The 21518-nt window shown below is 65.6% G+C and carries 17 protein-coding genes; 8 read left to right on the top strand and 9 right to left on the bottom strand.

The features are described from left to right. Positions 1-9: 9 nt before the first annotated feature. The 9 genes from BMX04_RS07940 to BMX04_RS07900 all read right to left on the bottom strand — a co-directional run bounded on the left by BMX04_RS07940 (position 10) and on the right by BMX04_RS07900 (position 10216). Positions 10-1053, bottom strand: a complete 1044-nt coding sequence (locus BMX04_RS07940) for an ABC transporter permease (RefSeq protein WP_074785737.1) — start codon at positions 1051-1053, stop codon at positions 10-12. Between the two features lie 96 nt (positions 1054-1149). Continuing rightward, positions 1150-2112, bottom strand: a complete 963-nt coding sequence (locus tag BMX04_RS07935) for an ABC transporter substrate-binding protein (RefSeq protein ID WP_074785736.1) — start codon at positions 2110-2112, stop codon at positions 1150-1152. A gap of 53 nt (positions 2113-2165) precedes the next feature. Continuing rightward, positions 2166-2879, bottom strand: coding sequence for a DUF3726 domain-containing protein (locus BMX04_RS07930; RefSeq protein WP_074785735.1), 714 nt, complete (start codon positions 2877-2879; stop codon positions 2166-2168). After that, positions 2879-4534 (bottom strand): hypothetical protein, encoded by a 1656-nt coding sequence (locus BMX04_RS07925; RefSeq protein ID WP_074785734.1) that lies wholly within the window; start codon positions 4532-4534, stop codon positions 2879-2881. The genes BMX04_RS07930 and BMX04_RS07925 overlap by 1 nt, the downstream gene beginning before the upstream one ends. A 20-nt stretch (positions 4535-4554) precedes the next feature. Further along, on the bottom strand, positions 4555-5562 hold the full coding sequence (locus BMX04_RS07920; protein WP_074785805.1) for a membrane dipeptidase: 1008 nt from the start codon (positions 5560-5562) through the stop codon (positions 4555-4557). Beyond that, positions 5466-7010: an aldehyde dehydrogenase family protein gene (locus BMX04_RS07915; RefSeq protein ID WP_083398121.1), complete on the bottom strand. Its 1545-nt coding sequence runs from the start codon at positions 7008-7010 to the stop codon at positions 5466-5468. Before BMX04_RS07915 ends, BMX04_RS07920 begins: the two co-directional genes overlap by 97 nt. A gap of 133 nt (positions 7011-7143) precedes the next feature. Then, entirely contained in the window at positions 7144-7554 is a 411-nt protein-coding gene (locus tag BMX04_RS07910) for a PaaI family thioesterase (protein ID WP_074785733.1), read from the bottom strand. Continuing rightward, the gene (locus tag BMX04_RS07905) at positions 7551-8576 is read right to left on the bottom strand and encodes a phosphotransferase family protein (RefSeq protein WP_074785732.1); all 1026 of its coding nucleotides are present in this window, start codon (positions 8574-8576) and stop codon (positions 7551-7553) included. The genes BMX04_RS07910 and BMX04_RS07905 overlap by 4 nt, the downstream gene beginning before the upstream one ends. Continuing rightward, positions 8573-10216 (bottom strand): long-chain fatty acid--CoA ligase, encoded by a 1644-nt coding sequence (locus BMX04_RS07900; RefSeq protein WP_074785731.1) that lies wholly within the window; start codon positions 10214-10216, stop codon positions 8573-8575. The genes BMX04_RS07905 and BMX04_RS07900 overlap by 4 nt, the downstream gene beginning before the upstream one ends. A 231-nt stretch (positions 10217-10447) precedes the next feature. On the opposite strand from BMX04_RS07900, the gene rpe reads away from it, so the two are divergent. The 8 genes from rpe to BMX04_RS07860 all read left to right on the top strand — a co-directional run bounded on the left by rpe (position 10448) and on the right by BMX04_RS07860 (position 21323). Next, the gene (rpe, locus tag BMX04_RS07895) at positions 10448-11149 is read left to right on the top strand and encodes a ribulose-phosphate 3-epimerase (RefSeq protein WP_074785730.1); all 702 of its coding nucleotides are present in this window, start codon (positions 10448-10450) and stop codon (positions 11147-11149) included. Beyond that, the gene (gene gph, locus BMX04_RS07890; RefSeq protein WP_244888502.1) at positions 11146-11814 is read left to right on the top strand and encodes a phosphoglycolate phosphatase; all 669 of its coding nucleotides are present in this window, start codon (positions 11146-11148) and stop codon (positions 11812-11814) included. Before rpe ends, gph begins: the two co-directional genes overlap by 4 nt. Positions 11815-11841: 27 nt before the next feature. Next, the gene (locus BMX04_RS07885; protein WP_074785729.1) at positions 11842-12804 is read left to right on the top strand and encodes an NAD(P)H-dependent flavin oxidoreductase; all 963 of its coding nucleotides are present in this window, start codon (positions 11842-11844) and stop codon (positions 12802-12804) included. Between the two features lie 91 nt (positions 12805-12895). Then, positions 12896-14176 carry an acetylornithine deacetylase/succinyl-diaminopimelate desuccinylase family protein gene (locus BMX04_RS07880; protein WP_074785728.1) on the top strand — a complete coding sequence of 427 codons (1281 nt, stop codon included), beginning with the start codon at positions 12896-12898 and terminating at the stop codon, positions 14174-14176. 71 nt (positions 14177-14247) lie between these two features. Next, on the top strand, positions 14248-15414 hold the full coding sequence (locus BMX04_RS07875; RefSeq protein WP_074785727.1) for a lytic murein transglycosylase: 1167 nt from the start codon (positions 14248-14250) through the stop codon (positions 15412-15414). Positions 15415-15572: 158 nt separating this feature from the next. Continuing rightward, complete coding sequence (katG, locus tag BMX04_RS07870) at positions 15573-17738, top strand: catalase/peroxidase HPI (RefSeq protein WP_074785726.1); 2166 nt, start codon at positions 15573-15575, stop codon at positions 17736-17738. A gap of 409 nt (positions 17739-18147) precedes the next feature. After that, entirely contained in the window at positions 18148-21018 is a 2871-nt protein-coding gene (locus tag BMX04_RS07865; protein ID WP_074785725.1) for an error-prone DNA polymerase, read from the top strand. A 68-nt stretch (positions 21019-21086) separates the two neighbouring features. Continuing rightward, complete coding sequence (locus tag BMX04_RS07860; protein ID WP_074785724.1) at positions 21087-21323, top strand: Lrp/AsnC ligand binding domain-containing protein; 237 nt, start codon at positions 21087-21089, stop codon at positions 21321-21323. The last annotated feature ends 195 nt before the right edge of the window (positions 21324-21518 follow it).

Raw genomic sequence — 21518 nt, 5'->3', positions numbered from 1 at the left:
CGGCCCCGTTCATGAGTTTCTCTGCGCCGCACTTGCAGCATTAACGCGGGCCAGCGCCGCCTTGGTCACCCGGTCAAGGATCACCGCCAATAGCACGATGCCCAGACCGGCGATCAGGCCAACGCCCAATTCCAGATTGCGGATGCCGCGCAGGACCAGCACGCCCAGGCCGGGAGCCGAGACGAGCGAGGCGATCACCACCATCGCAAGGCTCATCATGATGGTCTGGTTCACGCCCGCCATGATGTTCGGCAGCGCCAGCGGGATCTGCACCCCGTAGAGCTTTTGCCGGTCGGTCATGCCGAACGCCTCGGCAGCCTCGATCACCTCCTTGTCGACCAGCCGGATGCCCAGATCCGTGAGGCGTATGACCGGCACGATGGCATAGAGGATGATGGCGATGCCGTAGAGCTTGGGCTCGGTCACCGAGAAGAGGAAAATCAGCGGAATGAGATAGACGAAGGGCGGCAGCGTTTGCAGCATGTCCAGCACCGGGATCGTCAGGCGCTGCATCGTGTCACTGCGCGACATGGCGATTCCGATGGGCACGCCCAAGAGTACGCATAGAAACGCACAGACAAAGATGATCGCCAGCGTCTGCATGGCGAAGTTGTAATGGTCGATGAAGGCCAGAAACAGGATCGAGAAGGCGACAAATCCCACCAGCTTCATGGATTTCGAGGCAAAATAGACGACCGCCAGCAGGATCGGGATCATGATGAACCACGGCGTGTTCTGAAAGGCGTAGAGCGCGCCCTCCAGAAACCAGCTCAGCGGTTGGGTGATCGGATCGAGCACGATCTTGAGCGTGTCCTTGATGTCGAGAAAGCTGGTTTCGACCCCCTTTGTCAGATCGCGGGTCCGGGCAATCGCCGGGCACGCCTCGTTCAGCGCATCGAGAGAGGGAAAAGGCAACTCCCAGATGGGGGTGCCCTCACCGCCGCCCGAGCCCTGGGCGAGCAGGTCTGCCATGCTCATCGGGCCGGTGGTCGCATCCTTGTCGCACCACTCCCGCAGGCCGAGCCCGTTGAAGATGAAATCATATGTCGCCATGTCGGCTCTCCCTGCGCAGGCCCTTTTGCGGGCCTTGTCGTGCTTATTGGGCAAACGGGGCCGCGCATGTCGCACGGCCCCGCCCGAAGGCGTCGTTTACTTGATGATGCCGCTCAGTTTTTCGGCAGCGGCGTCATTCACCCAGGACTTCCAGGTGTCGCTGTTCTGCGTCAGGAAGTAGACGGCGGCCTCTTCTGCCGAGGCGCTGTTATCCGCCTGCCATGCCAGCAGGTTGCTCAGCTCCTGCGTCCCGAAGGAGATGTTGCTCACCAACTCGAACACTTCGGGGTTCCGCTCGGCGAAATCCGAGGTGACGACGGTCAGCACCGGTGCCGCCGGATAGGCGGATTTTCCGGGGTTGTCGCAATCCTGTGTCTGGTTGCAGGCGTGCACCTCGGGCTTGTGCGGCCCCATGTCCACGGCCACCATGTTGTAGCGGCCCAGCACGGCGGTCGGGCCCCAATAGTAGCCGAACCACGGTTCCTTGTTCTCGTAGGCCGATGCCATCGCGGCAGGCAGCGTGTCACCCGAGCCGTGATTGAACACCTCGATACCGTGGCCCTCGAAGTCGAACGCCTTGACGAGGTTGTCATTGGCAATCCGGCAGCCCCAGCCGTCGGGGCAGTTATGGAAGCGACCGCCGACCAGTTCGGGATTGGCCAACACGCCCTCGATGGTGGCCAGTTCGGGATGCTCTTCCACGAGGTAGTCGGGCACCCACCAGTTCTCGCTGCCGCCTTCCGAGAACACATCGGCAGCCTTGACCACCTTGCCCTCTTCTTCCAGCTTGAAATAGGCGGGGGCCGAGTTGACCCAAAGCTCGGGCACGACGTCCGGCTCGTTGTTCTCGGCCAGCGAAGTGATCGCGGTCGTGGTGGCCGACGGCACCAGCGTCACGTCGCAGCCATAGCCCTGCTCCATCAGGAATTCGGTGATCTTCGAGATGATCGAGCCCGACGCCCAGTTCATCTCGGCGACAGAGACTTCGCCGCATTCGGCATGCGCCATCGCGGGCGCGGTCAGCGCGCCGAAGGCCAGTGCAAGTGTCAGTTTCTTCATGGTCTTTCTCCCAGTTGAGTGGTCTTTTTCATGGTAGGTCGTCTGATCGCGGGTCAATCGTTGTCATCCCCCGCAGCCCCGGCACCGGCACGCGACCCGGCCGAGGGTGGAACGGTAACGCGCAATGCCAAAGCATCGAGCGCCTGCCAGTCGGCAAAGGCGATGCCCTTGGCCGACACCGCACAATCTGTCTGTTGCTCATTCGGCTCCGGTCGCGCCATGACTGCGATCCACAGATCGACGGGCGCGCCCGCGTCTTCCCCAAGTGACACCGTGATCGGCCCGTTCGCAGCCGTATCCAGCGTGAGTTCTGCGCCAACCCAACCGATCCGGAGCGGAAGGTCAAGCCTTGTCGCCGCCCGCGCCACGAAGGGCAGGATGAGGCGCGGATGCGCGACGCTGTCGATCTGCAGGCCGTCCTCACCCGGCCCCTCGGGCAGCCCCGCGTGATCGGCAAGGGCAATACCCGTGCGCAGCGGGCAAAGCGGGCCGGTCATGGCCTGCCAATGGCCGACCGCAGGAACGGGGCGGGCTAAGGTGGGACAGTCTCGAAGCCAGCTCAGCAGGATTGAGGGCCCTGCCAATCCCGCGCGCGTCAGCCACGCTGCCGCCCAACCCGCCTCTTCGGCCTCGCCCCAAGTCAGGCCAGAGCCGCGCGCCGCCTTGAAGCACAGCGCGTTGATTTCCGACAGCGACAGGCAGACGCGCGCACCGTCCTGTGCGACAGGGGCCGAGGCAGAGCGTGTCGGATCGTTGGGCGACATCATCACGGCGCATCCCCCGGGTTCAGGTCATCGGGATAGGGCGCGCCCTGAAACAGGCTGATCCGCACCCACCGATCCGAGCGCGGATCGAACCGCGTCGCCCCGAAAAACGCCAGCTTGCAGCGCAGAAGGTCGATGGGCAGCATCTCCGCGTCGATCAGGTTGTCACGTATTTCCGCGAACGGATGCCGCGCCGTGGTCTGCACGCGGCGCAACATCAGGCGATGCTCGGGATGCGCCAGCAGGAACCGCGCCAGCGGGGCATCGCCGTCCTCCTCTTGCAAGACCTGCCACAGCGCCGCCGCCTGCCGCCCGGTATCGAGCGGCAACTCGCGGCTTGCACCCTCCTCCTCAAACCGCTCACCAAGGCGCGGCTCCAGCTTTTCCTCGGAGATATACCAGAACCGCGCACAATGGGCGGGGTCGCTGTAATCGGTGTGGATGGCCCAGTCGTACTGCGCTTGCAGGATGGCGCGCAACTCTGCCACGCGCATCGCGCCGTCAATGCCGAAATGCGCCTCTTCATCGGCCTGCATGCATTGGCCCAACCCGTCGATCAGGTCGCCATGCGGCTCCAGCATCGCGGCCAGCAGCGCCTCCTGCGCCTCGAGCGGCAGATGCTTCTGCCCCCAGTGCCAGAGCGCATCCCAGGGCTGCGGCGCGCTCGCATCCCAGCCCTCGGCCACGAACTGTTCCAGCCTTGCCAGACCGTCGCGCAGGTCGCCCAGCTTGGACTGCTGAATGGGATGCGCGCTCTGCCAGTCGGTGGCGTTCTGCACCGCCGCCGCCAGCGTCGCGCGAAAGCCCGCCAGGGTCATCTCATCCGCCGACGCTTGTGCCCGCACGCGCGCCAAAGCCTCTTCGCGCGCCATCATCCAGTTATTCAGCAGCACCGGATGCCGCACCAGAAACGGCGCCATGCCAAGGCCGGTGGAATTGCCCACGCCAAGACCCCGGCGCAGATCTTCGCGCAGCGGCACCGCAGCGGCACCACCCCGGGCGCGCGCCAGATGCTCGACCAGATCGACGGTAAAGGCCCGCGTGAGCCAGACCGACAGCATCTCGGCCTGAAACGGCGCACTCAGAGCAGGCCGCCCGGCAATCATTGCGCGATCCGCCGCCCCGAACTTGCCCGAGCCGTAGACGGCCGTGGTCCGCATCAGATACCCGGTTTCGCGCAGCATCTGCGCATCCGGCTGCTGCCCTGCCGCCAACCGCTCGACCACGTGATCGAAGAGCCGAACCGAACGGTTGGCCCGGCTGAGCGACAGCTCGCGCGGGCTGACGCGCCCGGCCTCCTGCAGCGGCACATTGGCCTGCAACCGATCCAGATCAGCGGCATCCGGCGTGCCATCGAAGAGCGCAAAGGTCGCGTCCCACGCCGTCGCGATCACCCGGTCCGAGCGTTGATCGGCGGGCAGGTCATGGGCAAAGGCCACGAGGCTCAGGCTGCCGCCGTCAAAGCGCATCCGGTAGACCGCCCGCCCCACGCCATGCGCATCCATGTCCCAGACCGGGCGATCGAACACCCAGCCCTCGGCCTCGATCCGGTGCAGCAATTGCCGCAGGAACGACAGCCTTGTGGGGTGGCTGCAGCCCATCCGGTCGAGGCGCATGACCTCTGCGGGCTGCCGCCGGAACGCCGCCGCATGCGGCATGGGGTTCCGGCTCTCGCAGCTCACTGCGCGGCCTCCTTGTAGCGGGGCGCGACGCTGCCGAAACTCTCGGCAAAGAACCGTGCCCAGTTACCCCCCATGATCCCCGCCACCTCGGCATGGCACATGCCGGTGGCGCGCAAACCCTGCGCGATATTGTCGAAATCGCGGTTGTCTCGGAACCAGTCGGGCATCGGCGGAAAGCCGGGTGCATCGGCACTGCCCTCGCCGAAATCGACCGTTTTCGTCCAGCGCCCCGACCGCATCCACTCGACCACGCTGTCGGGCTGATCCTGACAAAGATCCGAGCCGATGCCGAGCCGGTCGACACCCATCCGCTCGGCGGTGCGCGCGACCATCTCGCAGAATTCCGTGAGCGTGCAGTCGCCACCACCCCTCAGGTGATGCGGATAAAGCGAAAAGCCCAGCATCCCGCCACTTTCCGACAAAGCCTGCAACACCCGGTCGGACTTGTTGCGCCGGGCGGGGTGCCAGCTTGCCGGATTGGCATGGGTAATCGCGATGGGGCGCGTCGAATGCTCGATCGCCTCCAGCGTGGAACGGTCGCCGGAATGGCTCATATCGACCACGAGGCCGACGCGGTTCATCTCGGCCACCACCTCGCGGCCCATGCGCGTGAGGCCGGTATCCTCGGCCTCGTAGCAGCCCGTCGCCAACAGGGATTGGTTGTTATAGGTCAGTTGCATGAAGCGCAGCCCCAAGCGGTGCAGCACCTCGACAAGACCGATATCGTCTTCCATGCAACTCGGGTTCTGCGACCCGAAAAAGATCGCCGTGCGCCCGGTCTGCCGTGCAAGCGCCACGTCTTCGGCGGTGAAGCCCTGAAAGATCAGGTCGGGGAAGCGTTCGAACCAGCGATTCCACGCCTCGATATTCAGCACCGTCTCGCGGAACGTTTCGTGATAGGTGATCGTCACATGCACCGCATCGACATTGCCCGCGCGCATCTGCCGGAAGATATCCTCCGACCAGTTGGCATATTGCAGGGCGTCGATGCGGTTTTTCGTGATGCGGGGACCCCCGAGAAGATGTAGGAAGTCTTGACCGTGGTGTAGAATTCCTCGGCGTAGCGGCCCTGTTCGCGGGGGCCGTAGCTCGATGCGCCGCGCCCGCCGAAGGGGACATGGTAATCGGTGCCTGCGGTGGGCAGGTTGACCATCACGCAGCCCGCCCGCGCGTTGCGGCGGAAATGCGTGGCGCGGGCGAGATCGCGCGTCATGATCCCCGCCGTCAGGCCGAATTCGGTATCGTTGGCCATGTGCAGCGCTTGCGTATAGCTGCCCGCCTTGAGGATGCAGGTAACGGGGGCGAACATCTCCTCGCGGTTGATGCGCATGGCGTTGTGGGTGCCCGCGAACACGGCGGGGGCCATGTAATAGCCGTCGGTCGCCCGCTCCAGCCGCGTGCCGCCGCAAAGGAGCTCCGCACCCTCTGATTGGCCCAGCTTGATGTAATCGAGATTGCCGCTCAACTGCCCCTCGCTCACCACCGGCCCGATCTGCGTGCCCTCTTCCAGCGCGTGACCGACCTTGAGCGCCTGCGTGGCCGCGACCAGCTTTTCGACAAAGGCGTCATGGATGCCCTCCTGCACGATCAGCCGCGAGGCGGCGGTGCATTTCTGCCCGGTCCCGCCAAACGCCGCACCCACGGCATGGGCCACCGCCAGATCGAGATCGCAATCGTCGCAGATCACCATCGGGTTCTTGGAACCCATCTCCATCTGGATCTTGGTCATGTTGACCATCGCCGCCGCCGCGATGCCGCGCCCCACGGGGACCGAGCCGGTAAAGCTGATCGCGTCCACGGCCGGGCTCTCGACCAGACGCTGCCCCACATCGCGCCCCGGCCCCATCACGAGGTTGAAGAGGCCCTCGGGCAGGTCCTGCTTTGCTATGATCTCGGTCAGCGCAACGGCGCTCGCCGGCGTCTGGTTGGCGGGCTTCCAGATCACCGCGTTGCCAAAGGCGAGCGCCGGCGCGATCTTCCACGCGGGCGTGGCGATAGGAAAATTCCACGGGCTGATGATGGCCACCACACCCACCGGTTCGCGGCGCACGTCAATCTCGATATCCGGGCGCACGCTGTCGGCGGTCTCACCCAGTTGGCGCAGCGCCTCGGCGGCGAAATAGGTAAAGAACTGCCCGGCGCGATAGGTCTCGCCCTTGCCCTCGGCCAGCGGCTTGCCCTCTTCGCGGGCGATCATTGTCCCGATCTCCTCGGCACGCGCCATCAACTCGGTGCCGATCGCCATCAGCACATCGTGGCGCTTCTGCGGGCCGGTGGCACCCCATGCCACTTGCGCCGTGCGCGCCGCGTCAAGAGCCGCGTCAAGCTGCGCCGCATCGGCCTGCGCATAGTGGCCGATCACGTCGCTCAGATCCGACGGGTTGCGGTTTTCCACGGTGGCGGCACCGGCCTGCCATTGGCCTGCGATGAAGTTGCGCGTCTCGAGTATCATGCTTGTCCTTTGTCATCCGCCGCCCTCCACCGCACAGCGCGGGATCGCGGTAAATCTCAGGCACGCAGCTTGCGAGGCGCATCCGATTAAATCAATCGCAAATTTCTTTACAAAAATTCAGAATATCTGAATTTCAACTCCGCCGATACCGGAACACGCCGCTACCCGTCGCAATCAACGCGCCGGTCTCGTCGCGCACCTCACCTTCCGCGAAATAGGTGCTCTTGCCGCCGCCGGTGCGCCGGGCCTCGGCAATCAGAACCTCGCCGCGCGCCTGCCCGAGGTAATTGACGGTGAGCGAGAGCGTGAGCGCCATCTGCGCCCGCTCCGGATCGCCGGTATAGCACCCCGCAAAGCCCATGGCCGTATCCAGAAGCGTCGCATGCATCCCGCCATGCGGCAGCCCCTGCCGGTTCATCAGCACAGGCGTCAACGGCAATTCCACGCGCGCGAAATCCTCCATCCATTCGGTCAGGCGATAGCCCAGATGGGTTTGCAGCGCCGACGGCGCCTCCAGCAGGTTGGGGTCGATCTTGTCGCTCATGTCTCGTCCTTTGCGGCCCGCAGCCCCGCGCTCGCAAACTCCGGCACGTATTGGCCAAGTGCCAAACCGCGCGCAGGGTCCGAGGCGTTGCCGTCCATTGCGCGTTTCTTCACCCCCTGCAGGATCGCCGCCATGCGGAAATAGGTGAAGGCGAGGTAAAAGTTGAACCCCTCGATGGGTGCCAACCCCCGCCGCGCGCAATAGCCCGCGATGAAATCGGCATCCGACCACAGGCCAAGGGCGGCGCGATCCACCCCCGCCAGCCCGCGCCCCTCGGTCGTGGCGGGCATCGACCATTGCATGATGACAGCGGCGAGATCGGCATAGGGGTGGCCGATGGTCGACAATTCCCAATCAAGAACGGCAACACACTGCGTGCCCTCCGGTGCGAACAGCAGGTTGTCGAGCCGGTAATCGCCATGCACCAGACAGCGTTGCCCGTCCTCCGGCGGCACACGGTCATCCAGCCAGACGATCAGCGCCTCCATCTCCGGCAGGTCCTCGGTGGCGGTGGCGTGATACTGCGCCGTCCAGCGGTCGATCTGACGGCGATAGTAATTGCCCGAGGGGCCGTAATCTGTCAGCCCCGTCGCCTCCAGATCGACGTCATGGATCGCGGCCAGAACCTTGTTCATCTCGTCGATCACGGCATGGCGCTCGGCAGGCTCCAGCCCCGGCAGCGATGGCGCATCAAAGGTCCGGCCCGACACCGCGTCCATGATGTAGAAGGGCGATCCGATGACCTCCTCATCCTCGCACAGCACATGCATCCGCGCGACCGGCACATCCGTGCCCGCCAGCGCGCGCTGCACACGAAACTCGCGCTCCACGGCATGGGCGGATTTGAGCAGCACCCCGGGCGGCTTGCGGCGCAGCACGTAATTGCACGCAGGCGTTTTCAGCAAATAAGTCGGGTTCGACTGACCGCCGCTGAATTTCTCGGCCTCAACCGGCCCGTCAAAGCCCGGCAGATGCCCGGCCAGCCAGTCTGCGACGCGGGCCGTGTCCAACGCCTCGCTCATGCCCCCGCCTCGCGCAGATCGGGATGCACGTAATCGGAAAACTGCTCGCGCAGCGTAAGCTTCGACACCTTGCCCGTCGCCGTCAGCGGTAGCGCCTCGACCCACAGCAGGTCGTCAGGCAATTGCCAATCCGCGAAATGAACCGCCATATACGCCCGCACCTCGGCCAGATCGGGCAGCACCTCACCCGCCGCCACCGCCACCAAAACCGGGCGCTCGTCCCATTTCGGATGCGGCACGGCAATCACCGCACAGGCGGCAATGGCGGGATGCGACAGGGCGGCATTTTCCAGGTCAATCGAGCTGATCCACTCGCCACCCGACTTCACCAGGTCCTTGGCGCGGTCGCGAATGATCAACTGTCCCTCGGGGCTGACCGAGGCAACATCGCCGGTTGCGAACCACCCTTCGCCATCCATTGCCGCCGCCGTCGCCTTGGCATTCTCGAAATAGCCGCTGATCACCGTATTGCCCCGCACGTAAAGCTCTCCGCTCGCTTCTCCGTCATGCGGCATCCGGCGGCCCTCATCATCCACGATCTTGAACTCCACCCCGAACAGCCGCCGCCCGGCGCAGCATTTGGCCGCGATGCGCTCAGGCTCAGGCGCGCCCTCCAGCGTGGCGGGCAGGATACCATGCGTGCCGATCGGGCTCATCTCGGTCATGCCCCAGGCTTGCGCCACGTTCACGCCGCGCGCCTCGTAGGCCTCGATCATGACTTTCGGCGCGGCGGACCCGCCGACCACCAGATCACCAAACCCCTCCGGCACCCGGTCCTGCGCCCGGATCTCTTCCAGCAGCCCGGCCCAGACCGTTGGCACGCCCCAGGCCGACCAGACCCGCTCCGCCTCCATCAGCCGAAAGAGGCTCGGCCCGTCCAGGTTCGGCCCCGGCATGACCAGCGTCATGCCGGTCAGCGGCGCCGTATAGGGCAGGCCCCAGGCGTTGACATGAAAGAGCGGCACCACCGGCAGGATGCGCTGCCCGGCGCGAAAACTACTGGTCTGACAGATCGGCACCTGCATCGCGTGCAGCAGCGTCGAGCGATGCGAATAAAGCGCGCCCTTGGGATTGCCGGTCGTGCCCGAGGTGTAACACAGGCCCGACGCGGTCTCCTCGGGAAACTCCGGCCAATCGTAGCTCTCGAGCTGGCCCTCCAGCAACTCCTCGTAGCAGAGCGCATCTAGCACCGTCTCGAGCATATGCCCGCGGTCGGTCATCAGCACGAACCGCAGCCCGTCGGGCAAATCGGGCACCAGCGCCTCGACCAGCGGCACGAAGGTCAGGTCGAGAAACAGCACCCGGTCGCCCGCATGCTGGATGATATAGAGCAGTTGTTCCTGCGACAGGCGCGGATTGATCGTGTGACAGACCGCCCCCATCCCCGCGACACCGTAATATAGCTCGAAATGCCGATAGCCATTCCACGCCAGCGTCCCGACCCGGTCGCCCCGGCCGACGCCCAGCCCCTCCAGCGCATGCGCCAGCCGCGCCACGCGCGCCAGCGTCTCGACGTAGCTTTGCCGGTGAATGTCCCCCTCGACCCGCGCCGACACGATACCCTGATCGCCATGCGCCTCGGCGGCATGGGTCAGTATGTCGATGATCCGCAGATCACGGTGCATCATCTGGCCCTGCATGCTGCTCTCCTCCCTCGTCCCTCGCCCGGCGACGGTGGCATGAAAGGCGAGAGGGATCAATCGCATGCTCCGTCTTCCTCGGGCTTGACCCAGGGATCTCCGGAGGGCTCGAGACACCCTCCGGTCAAGCCGGAGGGTGACCGATAAAACGACACGGCAACCGGGCCGCTCTTGACCTTCCCTGCCCGAGCGCGCATTTCCCCCTCATCCAGCCCTGAGAGGAGCCACGCCATGACCTTCACCCGTTCCATCAAGATCGCACCGTCGATCCTCTCGGCGGATTTCGCCAATTTCGGGGCCGAGATCCGGGCCATCGAGGATCAGGGCTGCGACTGGGTGCATGTCGACGTGATGGACGGGCATTTTGTGCCCAACCTCACCTTCGGCCCGCCGCTCTGCGCCGCCATCCGCCCGCATATCAAGACGGTGATGGACGTGCATCTGATGATCGCACCGGTCGACCCCTATATCGACGCCTTCGCGCAGGCCGGGGCCGACGTGCTGACCGCGCATATGGAAGCGGGGCCGCATACCCACCGCACATTGCAGGCCATTCGTGGCGCTGGTTGCAAGGCGGGGCTGGCGCTCAATCCGGGCACCGGTCTCGACGGGGTGGAGAACCTGCTCGACATGATCGACCTAGTCTGTGTTATGACCGTGAACCCCGGCTTCGGCGGGCAGAAATTCATCCACAGCCAGATCGACAAGGTCAAACGCCTGCGCGCGATGATCGGCGACCGCCCCATCCATATCGAGATCGACGGCGGCATCACGCCCGAGACAGCCCCCCTGATGGCCGCCGCCGGGGCCGATGTGCTGGTCGCAGGCTCTGCGGTGTTCAAGGGCGGCAGCGTCGACAACCCCGGCGTTTACGGTGAGAACATCCGCAGCATCCGCCACGCGGCAGAGGCGGCGACCGGCGCGATGGCATGAACCGGGGCCTGACCCGCGCGGTCATTTTCGACCTCGACGGCACGCTGATCGACAGCGCGCCCGACATTCACGCCGCTGCCAACACCCTGATGGAGCGGCACGGCTTTGCGCCTTTCACACCGGCAGAGACCCGCAGCTTCATCGGCAGCGGCGTGCCGCATTTCATCACCTGCTGCCTGCGCGCCCGCGACCGGGCCGGGGATGCGGCCCTGCGCGCACAGCTGATCGCGGAATTCATCGATCTCTACGAGACGGCGGTCACGCTGACGCAAGTCTATCCCGGTGTCGCTGACGCGCTGACGACGCTCACCGCCACCCCCTACGCGCTCGGCCTTTGCACCAACAAGCCCGTCATGCCTGCCCGCGCGGTGCTCGCGCATCTCGGGCTCGACGCGCATTTTCCGGTGGTGATCGGCGGCGACAGCCTGACCGTGCGCAAACCCGACCCGGCCCCGCTGCACGCGGCGGTGGCGGGGCTTGGCGCGCGCGACGTGGTCTATGTCGGCGATAGCGAGGTCGACGCCGAAACGGCGGCGCGCGCAGGCCTGCCCTTTGCCCTCTATACCCAAGGCTACCGCAAGGGCCCGGTCGCGGACATCACCCATGACCGCGCCTTCGACGATTTCGCCGAATTGCCGGGGATCGTCGCTGACCTCTTGTCCTGAGCGTGGCCCCGCGCGCATACTGCGCCCATGCGCACCCGTCTTACCGATGCCTTTGACCTGACCCATCCGATTGTCTCGGCGCCCATGGCCTTTGCCGCCCATGGGCGGCTCGCGGCGGCCGTCAGCCATGCTGGTGGGCTGGGCCTGATCGGCGGCGGCTACGGCAATGCCGAGTGGCTGGACGGGGCCTTTGCCGAGGCCGGGAATGCGCGCGTCGGCTGCGGTTTCATCACCTGGAAGATGGCCGAGAACCCCGATGTGCTCGATCAGGTTCTCGCGCGTAACCCGGCGGCATTGTGCCTGTCCTTCGGCGACCCGGCCCCCTTCGCGCCCCGCATTGCAGAGGCGGGCGTGCCGCTCATGGCACAGGTGCAGACCCTGCGCGACGCGCAGCACGCGGCGGACTGCGGCGCGCGGGTGATCGTCGCGCAAGGGTCCGAGGCCGGCGGCCATGGCGAGCGGCGCGGCACGATCACGCTGGTGCCCGAGGTGGCCGACTGGCTGGCGGGCCACGCGCCCGAGGTGCTGCTGCTCGCGGCGGGCGGCATCGCCGACGGGCGCGGGTTGGCGGCCGCCCTCATGCTGGGAGCCGATGGCGTGCTCATCGGCTCGCGGCTCTGGGCCTCGGAAGAGGCACAGGTGAGCGAGGCGATGACCGACGCCGCGATTGCCGCCAGCGGGGATCAGACCCTCCGTTCCACCGTGATGGACGCCGCGCGGGGGTTGCGCTGGCCCGACCGCTACACCGCACGGGTGCTGCGCAACCCGATCACGGACCGCTGGCACGATGATCCGGATGCCTTGCGCGCCGACCACCGCGCACAGGCCGATTGGGCGACTGGCTGGACCGAGGGCGACCCGGCCCGCGCCAATACATTCGTTGGCGAGGCGACAGGCCTGATCCACGACCGCCCGCCGGTGGTCGAGATCATCGAGGCCATGGTGCGGCAGGCCGAGGCGCTGTTGCGGCGCGCGCCGGGGCTGGATTGAGGGCGCTGGAACATGAGTATTTTTGCCATAAAGAAACTGCCTGTCATGGTCATTCCATACGCTGCTCTAGCTGCCGGACGGGGGTGAGACGATGACGCTCAAGGACCGGCTGACCCAAGAGATCGCGGCGCGTGAGGCGGATCTGGTGGCGCTGACGCAGGACCTGATCCGCATCCCGACGCTGAATCCGCCGGGCGTGAACTATCGCGAAATCTGCGACTATCTCGACCGACGGCTAACGAGTGCAGGGTTCGCAACCGAAATGATCCGCGCCCATGGCGCACCCGGGGACAGCGACCGGCATCCGCGCTGGAATATCGTCGCGCGGCGCAAGGGCACCCGCCCCGGCGCTTGCGTGCATTTCAACAGCCATATCGACGTGGTCGAGGTGGGCCATGGCTGGACCATGGACCCCTTTGGCGGTGAATTGCGCGACGGCAAGATCTACGGGCGCGGCTCCTGCGACATGAAGGGCGGGCTCGCCGCCAGCATCGTCGCCACAGAGGCCTTTATCGCCACCTGCCCGGACTATGCCGGAGCGATTGAAATCAGCGGCACGGCGGATGAGGAATCGGGCGGCTTTGGCGGTGTGGCCTACCTGGCTGAGCGCGGCTATTTCAGCCCCGAGCGCGTCGATCATGTCATCATCCCCGAACCCCTGGGCAAGGATCGCATCTGTCTGGGCCATCGCGGCGTCTGGTGGGCCGAGATCGAGACCCATGGCGAGATCGCCCATGGCTCCATGCCCTTCCTCGGCGATTGCGCGATCCGCCACATGGGGGCGGTGATCGAGGCGATGGAGGCGCAGCTTTTCCCCGCGCTCGCCGCGCGGCGCACCGAGATGCCGGTGGTGCCCGAGGGCGCGCGGCAATCGACGCTCAACATCAACTCCATCCATGGCGGCGAGCCGGAACAGGACGAGGATTACACCGGCCTGCCAAGCCCATGCGTGCCCGACCGCTGCCGCATGGTGATCGACCGGCGGTTCCTGATCGAAGAGGATATCGGCGCGGTCGAGGCGGAAGTGCGCGCCGTGCTCGAGGCCGTGCGCGATGGGCGGCCCGGCTTTGACTACACGATCCGCGAATTGCACCGCGTCCTGCCCACCATGACGGAACGTGACGCGCCGGTGGTCGCAGCCGTGGCGCGGGCGGTGGCGGAGGTGTTCGGCCACGCGGCTGATTACGTGGTCAGCCCCGGCACTTATGACCAGAAACATATCGACCGCATCGGGCGGCTGAAAAACTGCATCGCCTACGGCCCCGGTATCCTCGATCTGGCGCATAAGCCGGATGAATACGTGGGCGTCGAGGACATGCTGCAATCGGCCCGGGTCATGGCCTTTGCGCTGCAAGACTTGTTGAGCGGATAGCCGGTTTTCGCGGTTGCGGTCGCGCAGGTGATCCTGTTTCATCGCCGCGTTTGAAAACTGTGAGGTGTGACATGCGGCGGATGATGACGGCGGCGGCGTTCTGGGCGTTGACAGCGGGCGGGGCAGCAGCAGCCTGCGGCGGCAATTTCAACGCCTTCGTCGCGGATTTGCGCGCCGAGGCACAAGCGCGCGGGTATAATGCGGCGACGGTGCAGCGGTTCTTTGCCGGTGTCCGGCAAGACCCCGCCGTGCTGCGCGCCGACCGGCGGCAGGGCGTGTTCCAACTGCCCTTCACCGAGTTCGCCCGCCGCCTGATCAGCGCCAACCGCCTCAACCGCGGGCGGCAGATGGCCGAGCGTCATGACAGCACCTTTGACCGGATCGAGCGTGATTATGGCATCAGCCGGGGCGTGCTCTTGGCCTTCTGGGCCTTCGAGACCGATTACGGCGCGGTGCAGGGCGATTTCAACACCCGCGACGCGCTCGTCACATTGGCGCATGACTGCCGCCGCCCCGAGATTTTCCGCCCCCAGATCTTCGCCGCGATTGAGCTTTTCTCGCGGGGCGATTTCGACCCCGCCCGCACCACCGGCGCCTGGGCCGGGGAAATCGGCATGGTGCAAATGCTGCCGGAGGACATTCTCGAGCATGGCACCGATGGCGACGCCGACGGACATGTGCGGCTGAAATCCTCGGCCCCCGATGCGCTCTTGTCAGGGGCGTCGATGCTGGCCGGGCTGGGCTGGCGCGCGGATGAGCCGTGGTTGCAGGAGGTGACGCTGCCGCAGGGCTTCGACTGGGCGCAATCGGGGCTGGAGGTGACGAAGGACGGCACCGACTGGGCTGCTATCGGCGTGCGCCCCCGTCATGGCGAGATCGCAGACCTGCCCGCCAGCGTGATCCTGCCGCAGGGCAAGGGCGGGCCGGCCTTTCTCGCTTATCCCAATTTTCGCGTCTATTTCGAATGGAATCAAAGTTTTACCTACGTGCTGACCGCCGCCTATTTCGCCAACCGGCTGGAGGGCGCGCCGGTCTTTGACGCCGGCAACCCCGCGCTGGGGCTCTCGGGCGAAGAGATGAAGGCGCTGCAACGCAAGCTCAAGGCGCGCGGCTATGATGTCGGCGGGGTGGACGGTATTCTGGGGGCCAATACACGTGCTGCGGTGCGCGAGATGCAGGACAAGCTAGGCCTGCCGGTCGATGCCTGGCCAACGCGCGACTTGCTGAATCGGCTGTGACATATCAATAACAAAAACCTATCGCTTTAATCAGCAAACGCAACTTCCCCTAATGTCGCGGATTTGTTAGAACGATTCTACATCCTGCGGATATGACGTGGCATACGCCTGCACCGCAGCAGCGAATACAGCAGACCCAACCTGAATTGGAGGACAAGATGGACGGCAACGATATGGGCAAATGCCCCGTCATGCATGGCGGGCTGACCGAGAGCGGCACGAGCGTCACCAGCTGGTGGCCCAATGCGCTCAATCTCGACATCCTGCATCAGCATGACAGCAAGACCAACCCGATGGGGCCGGACTTCGACTATGCCGAAGAGGTCAAGAAACTCGACTTCGATGCGGTCAAGGCCGATGTCACCGCGCTGATGACCGACAGCCAGGATTGGTGGCCCGCCGATTGGGGTCACTATGGTGGCCTGATGATCCGCATGTCCTGGCACGCGGCGGGCACCTACCGCCTTGCCGACGGGCGTGGTGGTGGCGGCACCGGCAACCACCGTTTTGCCCCGCTCAACAGCTGGCCCGACAACACCAATCTCGACAAGGCCCGCCGCCTGCTGTGGCCGGTCAAGAAGAAATACGGCAACCGCCTGAGCTGGGCCGACCTGATGATCCTCGCGGGCACCGTGGCCTACGAATCGATGGGCCTCAAGACCTACGGCTTCGCCTTTGGCCGCGCCGATATCTGGCACCCCGAGAAAGACACCTACTGGGGCGCCGAGAAGGAATGGCTCGCGCCGTCCGATAACCGCTACGGCGATGTGGGCAAGCCCGACACGATGGAAAACCCGCTGGCCGCCGTGCAGATGGGTCTCATCTACGTCAATCCCGAAGGCGTCAACGGTCAGCCCGACCCGCTCAAGACCGCTCAGCAGGTCCGCGAAACCTTTGCCCGCATGGCGATGAACGACGAGGAAACCGTCGCACTCACCGCAGGCGGCCACACCGTCGGCAAATGTCACGGCAATGGCGACGCCGCGCTGCTCGGGGCAGAGCCCGAGGCGGCGGATGTCGAAGAGCAGGGCCTTGGCTGGAACAACCACACCAAGCGCGGCGTGGGCCGTGACGCCGTGACCTCCGGCATCGAAGGCGCGTGGACCACGCAGCCGACGCAGTGGGACAACGGCTATTTCCACATGCTGCTGAACCACGAGTGGGAGCTCAAGAAAAGCCCCGCAGGCGCATGGCAGTGGGAGCCGGTCGACATCAAGGAAGAAGACCGCCCGGTCGATGTCGAGGACCCCTCGATCCGCTACAACCCGATCATGACGGATGCCGACATGGCCATGAAGATGGACCCGGTCTATCGCGAGATTTCCGAGAAGTTCTACAAGAATCCCGAACTGCTCGATGAAGCCTTCGCCAAGGCGTGGTTCAAGCTCACGCATCGCGACATGGGCCCCAAGGCGCGTTACATCGGGCCGGAAGTGCCGCAGGAAGATCTGATCTGGCAGGATCCGATCCCGGCAGGCGCGACCGACTACGACGTCGCCGCCGTCAAGGCCAAGATCGCCGAGAGCGGGCTGAGCCTGTCGGACATGGTCAACACCGCATGGGACAGCGCCCGCACCTATCGCGGCTCGGACATGCGCGGCGGTGCCAATGGTGCGCGCATCCGCCTTGCTCCGCAAAAGGACTGGGAGGGCAACGAGCCCGACCGTCTGGCCCGTGTTCTGGGCGTGCTGGAGCCGATCGCCAAGGACAGCGGCGCGAGCCTCGCCGACGTGATCGTGCTGGCCGGGAATGTCGGTGTCGAGCAGGCCGCCAAGGCCGCCGGGTTCGATGTCGAGGTGCCGTTCCATCCCGGTCGTGGCGACGCCACGGACGAGATGACCGATGCCGCATCCTTCGACGTCCTGGAGCCGCTGGCCGATGGCTTCCGCAACTGGGCGAAGAAGGACTATGTCGTCAGCCCCGAGGAAATGCTGCTCGACCGCACGCAACTGATGGGCCTCACGGCGCATGAGATGACCGCGCTGATCGGTGGCATGCGGGTCATGGGCACCAACTATGGCGGCACGTCGCATGGCGTGTTCACCGACAAGGTTGGCGCGCTCTCGACCGATTTCTTCACCACGCTCACCGACATGAGCTACAAGTGGAAGCCTGCTGAAAACGGCACCTACACCATCGTTGACCGCAAGTCGGGCGAGACCAAACACACCGCGACCCGCGTCGATCTGGTGTTCGGCTCCAACTCGATCCTGCGGGCCTATGCCGAAGTCTATGCCCAGGACGACAACGCGGAGAAATTCGTGCAGGATTTCGTCGCCGCCTGGACCAAAGTGATGGAGGCCGACCGTTTCGATCTGACCTGATCGGGCGTCGCGCCAAGATATGAGACCCCGCCGCGCGGCCCCGACACGGGCCGCGCGGTTTTCGTTTGGGGGAGTGTCGTGAATGGCCTGGAGCGGACCTTGGCGGTTTCAGAGATGAGCCGCGCGGTGCCCGACCGCCGGGTGGGCGCAGCAGCCTCGGTGGACCGCACTTTATGCCAGCCAAACACTCTAGCGTTATCAATGGCTTGATACGTTGCAAAAGCGCCCGCCCGAGGGGGCGGTCGGGCGCTGCGCGGCAGTGCCTGCGGCACCTTGATTCCGCGCGGAAGGGCACAAGTCGAATGGCAGTTTAAGGCCAACTCCACCCCAACCACACGAGGACTCGAAAAAGAACAAAGCGTGAATATACTACATGCCACCTGCCCCTTCCCGAATCGCAACCACCCCCATGCCCTTCGCCGAACTCTCTGCCCTCTCGAATTTCACCTTCCTCACCGGGGCCGCCCATCCCGAGGAGTACATCGACCGCGCCGCCACGCTCGGCCTCTCGGGCGTGGCCATCGCCGATGAAAACTCCGTCGCGGGCATCGTGCGCGCCCATGCCCGCGCGCGCGAGCTTGCCCGGCAGGTCAGCGAACGCCAAAGACAGGAGGCGCGCAACGGGATGATCGGCCCGCCCGCGCCCTGGCCCACCACCCCGCACTGGGCCGTCACTCCCCGTCTCATTCCCGCCGCCCGGCTGGTGCTGCACGAGGGGCTGACGCTCACCGCTCTGCCCCGCGACCGGCAGGGCTGGGCCAGCCTCTGCCGCCTGCTCACCCTCGGACGGCGGCGCGCGGCCAAAGGGGGCTGCGAATTGCACCTCGCGGATCTGCTGGAGGGGGCGGCTGGCCTGCACCTGCTGCTGCATCCCGGTGGGGCAAGAGACTGGCAAGCGCAGGCCGCGCAACTGGCGGCGCGCTTTGGCGATCACATGCACATGCTGCTGCGCCCGCACTATGACGGGCGCGACCGGGCACGGTTCGCGCACCAGACCCGGCAGGCCACCCGCCTCGGCCTGTCCACCCTTGCCGCCGCAGCCCCGGTCCTGCACCGCGCCGGGCGCCGCCGCCTTGCCGATGTCCTCAGCGCCATCCGGCTGGGCGTGACCGTGGACCGGCTCGGCCGCCACGCCCTGCCCAATGCCGAAGCGCGCCTGCGCTCGGAGGCCGAGATGCGTCGCCTCTTCGCCGGTCACGAGGACGCGGTCGACCGCGCCGACAGCCTTGCGGCCGGGCTCACCTTCTCGCTCGACGAATTGCGCTACGAATATCCCAGCGAAGTCGCCGAGAACGAGACCCCCAGCCAGAGATTGCGACGGCTGGCCGAGGCAGGGCTCGACTGGCGCTATCCGAGCGGCGCGCCCGAGCGGGTGCGCGCGATGATGGAACATGAACTGAGCCTCATCGCCAAACTGCGCTACGAGCCCTATTTCCTGACCGTGCGCGACGTGGTGGCCTTTGCCCGCTCGCGCGGCATCCTCTGTCAGGGGCGCGGATCGGCGGCCAATTCGGTGGTCTGCTACTGCCTCGGCGTCACCGCTGTCTCGCCCGAAATCGGCGCCATGGTGTTCGAGCGGTTCGTCTCCGAGGCGCGCGACGAGCCGCCCGATATCGACGTCGATTTCGAACACGAACGCCGCGAGGAGGTGATCCAGTGGATCTATGAACGCTACGGACGGCACCGCGCCGGGCTCTGCGCCACGGTGATCCATTACCGCACCAAGCGCGCGATTCGCGAGGTGGGCCGCGCCATGGGCCTTTCCGAGGATATCCTCGGCGCGATGACCACACAGATCTGGGGCCATGGTGGCGACGGCCAGATCAGCGACATCCGCCTGCGCGAACTGGGCTTCGATCCGACCGAGCCGCGCCTTGCCCTCACCCTCGATCTGGTGCGCGAGATCACCGGCTTTCCCCGCCATCTCAGCCAGCATGTCGGCGGTTTCATCATCACCGAGGGACGGCTCGATGAGCTGGTGCCGATTGAGAACGCCAGCATGGCCGACCGCACGGTGATCTGCTGGGACAAGGACGATATCGACGCGCTTGGCATCCTCAAGGTCGATGTGCTGGCGCTTGGCATGCTCACCTGCATCCGCAAGGCGTTCGATCTTCTGACGCAGCATCGCGGGCAGGCGCACACGCTCGCCACCCTGCCGCCCGAAGACCCCGCCGTTTACGAGATGCTCAGCCGCGCCGATAGTCTGGGCGTCTTTCAGGTCGAAAGCCGCGCGCAGATGAATTTCCTGCCACGCATGCGCCCGCGCTGCTTTTACGATCTGGTGATTCAGGTGGCGATCATCCGCCCCGGGCCGATTCAGGGCGACATGGTGCATCCCTTCATCCGCCGCCGCAACGGCGAGGAGGCGGTCAGCTTTCCCTCGGACGAACTCGGTCGGGTGCTGGGCAAGACCCTCGGCGTGCCGCTCTTTCAGGAACAGGCGATGCAGATCGCCATCATCGGCGCGGGGTTTACCCCCGAGGAGGCCGACCGCCTGCGCCGCTCGCTCGCCACCTTCAAGAAACACGGCAATGTCAGCGAGTTCAGCAATCGCTTCCTGCGCGGCATGCGCGCCAATGGCTATGACATGGAATTTGCCGAACGCTGTTTCAGCCAGATCGAGGGCTTCGGCAGCTACGGCTTTCCCGAAAGCCACGCCGCCAGCTTCGCCCACCTGGTCTATGCCAGCGCCTGGATCAAGCATCACCACCCGGCGGTCTTTGCCTGCGCGCTGCTGAATGCCCAGCCGATGGGGTTCTACGCCCCCGCCCAGATCGTGCGGGATGCGCGCGAGCATGGCGTCACCGTGCGCTCGGTCTGCATCAACGCCTCGTTCTGGGACAACACGCTGGAGCCGGACCGAAAGGGGCGACTGGCGCTGCGCCTCGGGTTTCGCCAGATCAAGGGCGTGGCCCGGGACGAGGCCGACTGGATCGCGGCGGCGCGCGGCAATGGCTATGCCGGACCGCAAGACGTCTGGCGGCGTGCGGGCCTTGCACCCGCACTGTTGGCGCGTCTGGCCGAGGCCGATGCCTTCGCCGCCCTCGGGCTCACGCGGCGCGACGCGCTCTGGCAGGCCAAGGCGCTGCAAAGCCCCGAGCCGCTACCGCTTTTCGCCCGCGACCTCGATGGCGAGGCGATCCATGAACCAGCGGCGCATCTGCCGAAAATGACCCTCGGCGAAGAGATGGTCGAGGATTACGCCGCCTTGCATCTGAGCCTGCGCGCGCATCCTCTGGCGCTGCTGCGGCCCCTTCTGACACCGGCCGGCGCCTGAGGTCATTGCCAATCGGTCGCGTTGCGGAAATACTCCGGCCAGACCCAAATCAACGCCAAGGAGCCACCATGCGCTGCGTCTTCATCAATATCCGCTGCAAGCCGGGCCGGTCCTATCGCGTGGCCGAAAACATCGCCCTGCGCGAGATCCACTCCGAGCTTTATTCGACTTCCGGCCCCTTCGACCTGCTGATGAAACTCTATATCCCCGAAAGCGACGATATCGGCAAATACATCAACGACAACCTGCTCGATATCGACGGGATCGAACGCACCGAGACGACGCTGACCTTCAAGGCGTTCTGAGAACAGGGTGGCCTGAAGCTGGCGTTGCCGTGAGCCGCGCATCGACGGGCCGCGGTACGGCGATCCAACGGCAGTTTTGTAGCGCTTTATATCAGCCAAATCCGAAAAACATCTGAGCGCAGAGCAGGTTGCAGCCAAATCGCCGTGCCGGGGGGCGGCGTCATGCCGAAGGCATGCCTCTGGCATGGCGATGCG

The organism is Roseovarius tolerans, assembly GCF_900109855.1.
GTDB lineage: Bacteria > Pseudomonadota > Alphaproteobacteria > Rhodobacterales > Rhodobacteraceae > Roseovarius > Roseovarius tolerans.
This window is presented reverse-complemented; position numbering and strand designations above follow the sequence as displayed.

Coding starts and splice junctions, on each gene's coding strand:
- BMX04_RS07905 (WP_074785732.1), bottom strand. CDS start 8,576: ATGAGCGAGGCGTTGGACACGGCCCGCGTCGCAGACTGGCTGGCCGGG.
- BMX04_RS07910 (WP_074785733.1), bottom strand. CDS start 7,554: ATGAGCGACAAGATCGACCCCAACCTGCTGGAGGCGCCGTCGGCGCTG.
- BMX04_RS07880 (WP_074785728.1), top strand. CDS start 12,896: ATGACGCTCAAGGACCGGCTGACCCAAGAGATCGCGGCGCGTGAGGCG.
- BMX04_RS07885 (WP_074785729.1), top strand. CDS start 11,842: ATGCGCACCCGTCTTACCGATGCCTTTGACCTGACCCATCCGATTGTC.
- BMX04_RS07875 (WP_074785727.1), top strand. CDS start 14,248: ATGCGGCGGATGATGACGGCGGCGGCGTTCTGGGCGTTGACAGCGGGC.
- gph (WP_244888502.1), top strand. CDS start 11,146: ATGAACCGGGGCCTGACCCGCGCGGTCATTTTCGACCTCGACGGCACG.
- BMX04_RS07915 (WP_083398121.1), bottom strand. CDS start 7,010: ATGATACTCGAGACGCGCAACTTCATCGCAGGCCAATGGCAGGCCGGT.
- katG (WP_074785726.1), top strand. CDS start 15,573: ATGGACGGCAACGATATGGGCAAATGCCCCGTCATGCATGGCGGGCTG.
- BMX04_RS07860 (WP_074785724.1), top strand. CDS start 21,087: ATGCGCTGCGTCTTCATCAATATCCGCTGCAAGCCGGGCCGGTCCTAT.
- rpe (WP_074785730.1), top strand. CDS start 10,448: ATGACCTTCACCCGTTCCATCAAGATCGCACCGTCGATCCTCTCGGCG.
- BMX04_RS07865 (WP_074785725.1), top strand. CDS start 18,148: ATGCCCTTCGCCGAACTCTCTGCCCTCTCGAATTTCACCTTCCTCACC.
- BMX04_RS07935 (WP_074785736.1), bottom strand. CDS start 2,112: ATGAAGAAACTGACACTTGCACTGGCCTTCGGCGCGCTGACCGCGCCC.
- BMX04_RS07900 (WP_074785731.1), bottom strand. CDS start 10,216: ATGCAGGGCCAGATGATGCACCGTGATCTGCGGATCATCGACATACTG.
- BMX04_RS07925 (WP_074785734.1), bottom strand. CDS start 4,534: ATGCCGCATGCGGCGGCGTTCCGGCGGCAGCCCGCAGAGGTCATGCGC.
- BMX04_RS07940 (WP_074785737.1), bottom strand. CDS start 1,053: ATGGCGACATATGATTTCATCTTCAACGGGCTCGGCCTGCGGGAGTGG.
- BMX04_RS07930 (WP_074785735.1), bottom strand. CDS start 2,879: ATGATGTCGCCCAACGATCCGACACGCTCTGCCTCGGCCCCTGTCGCA.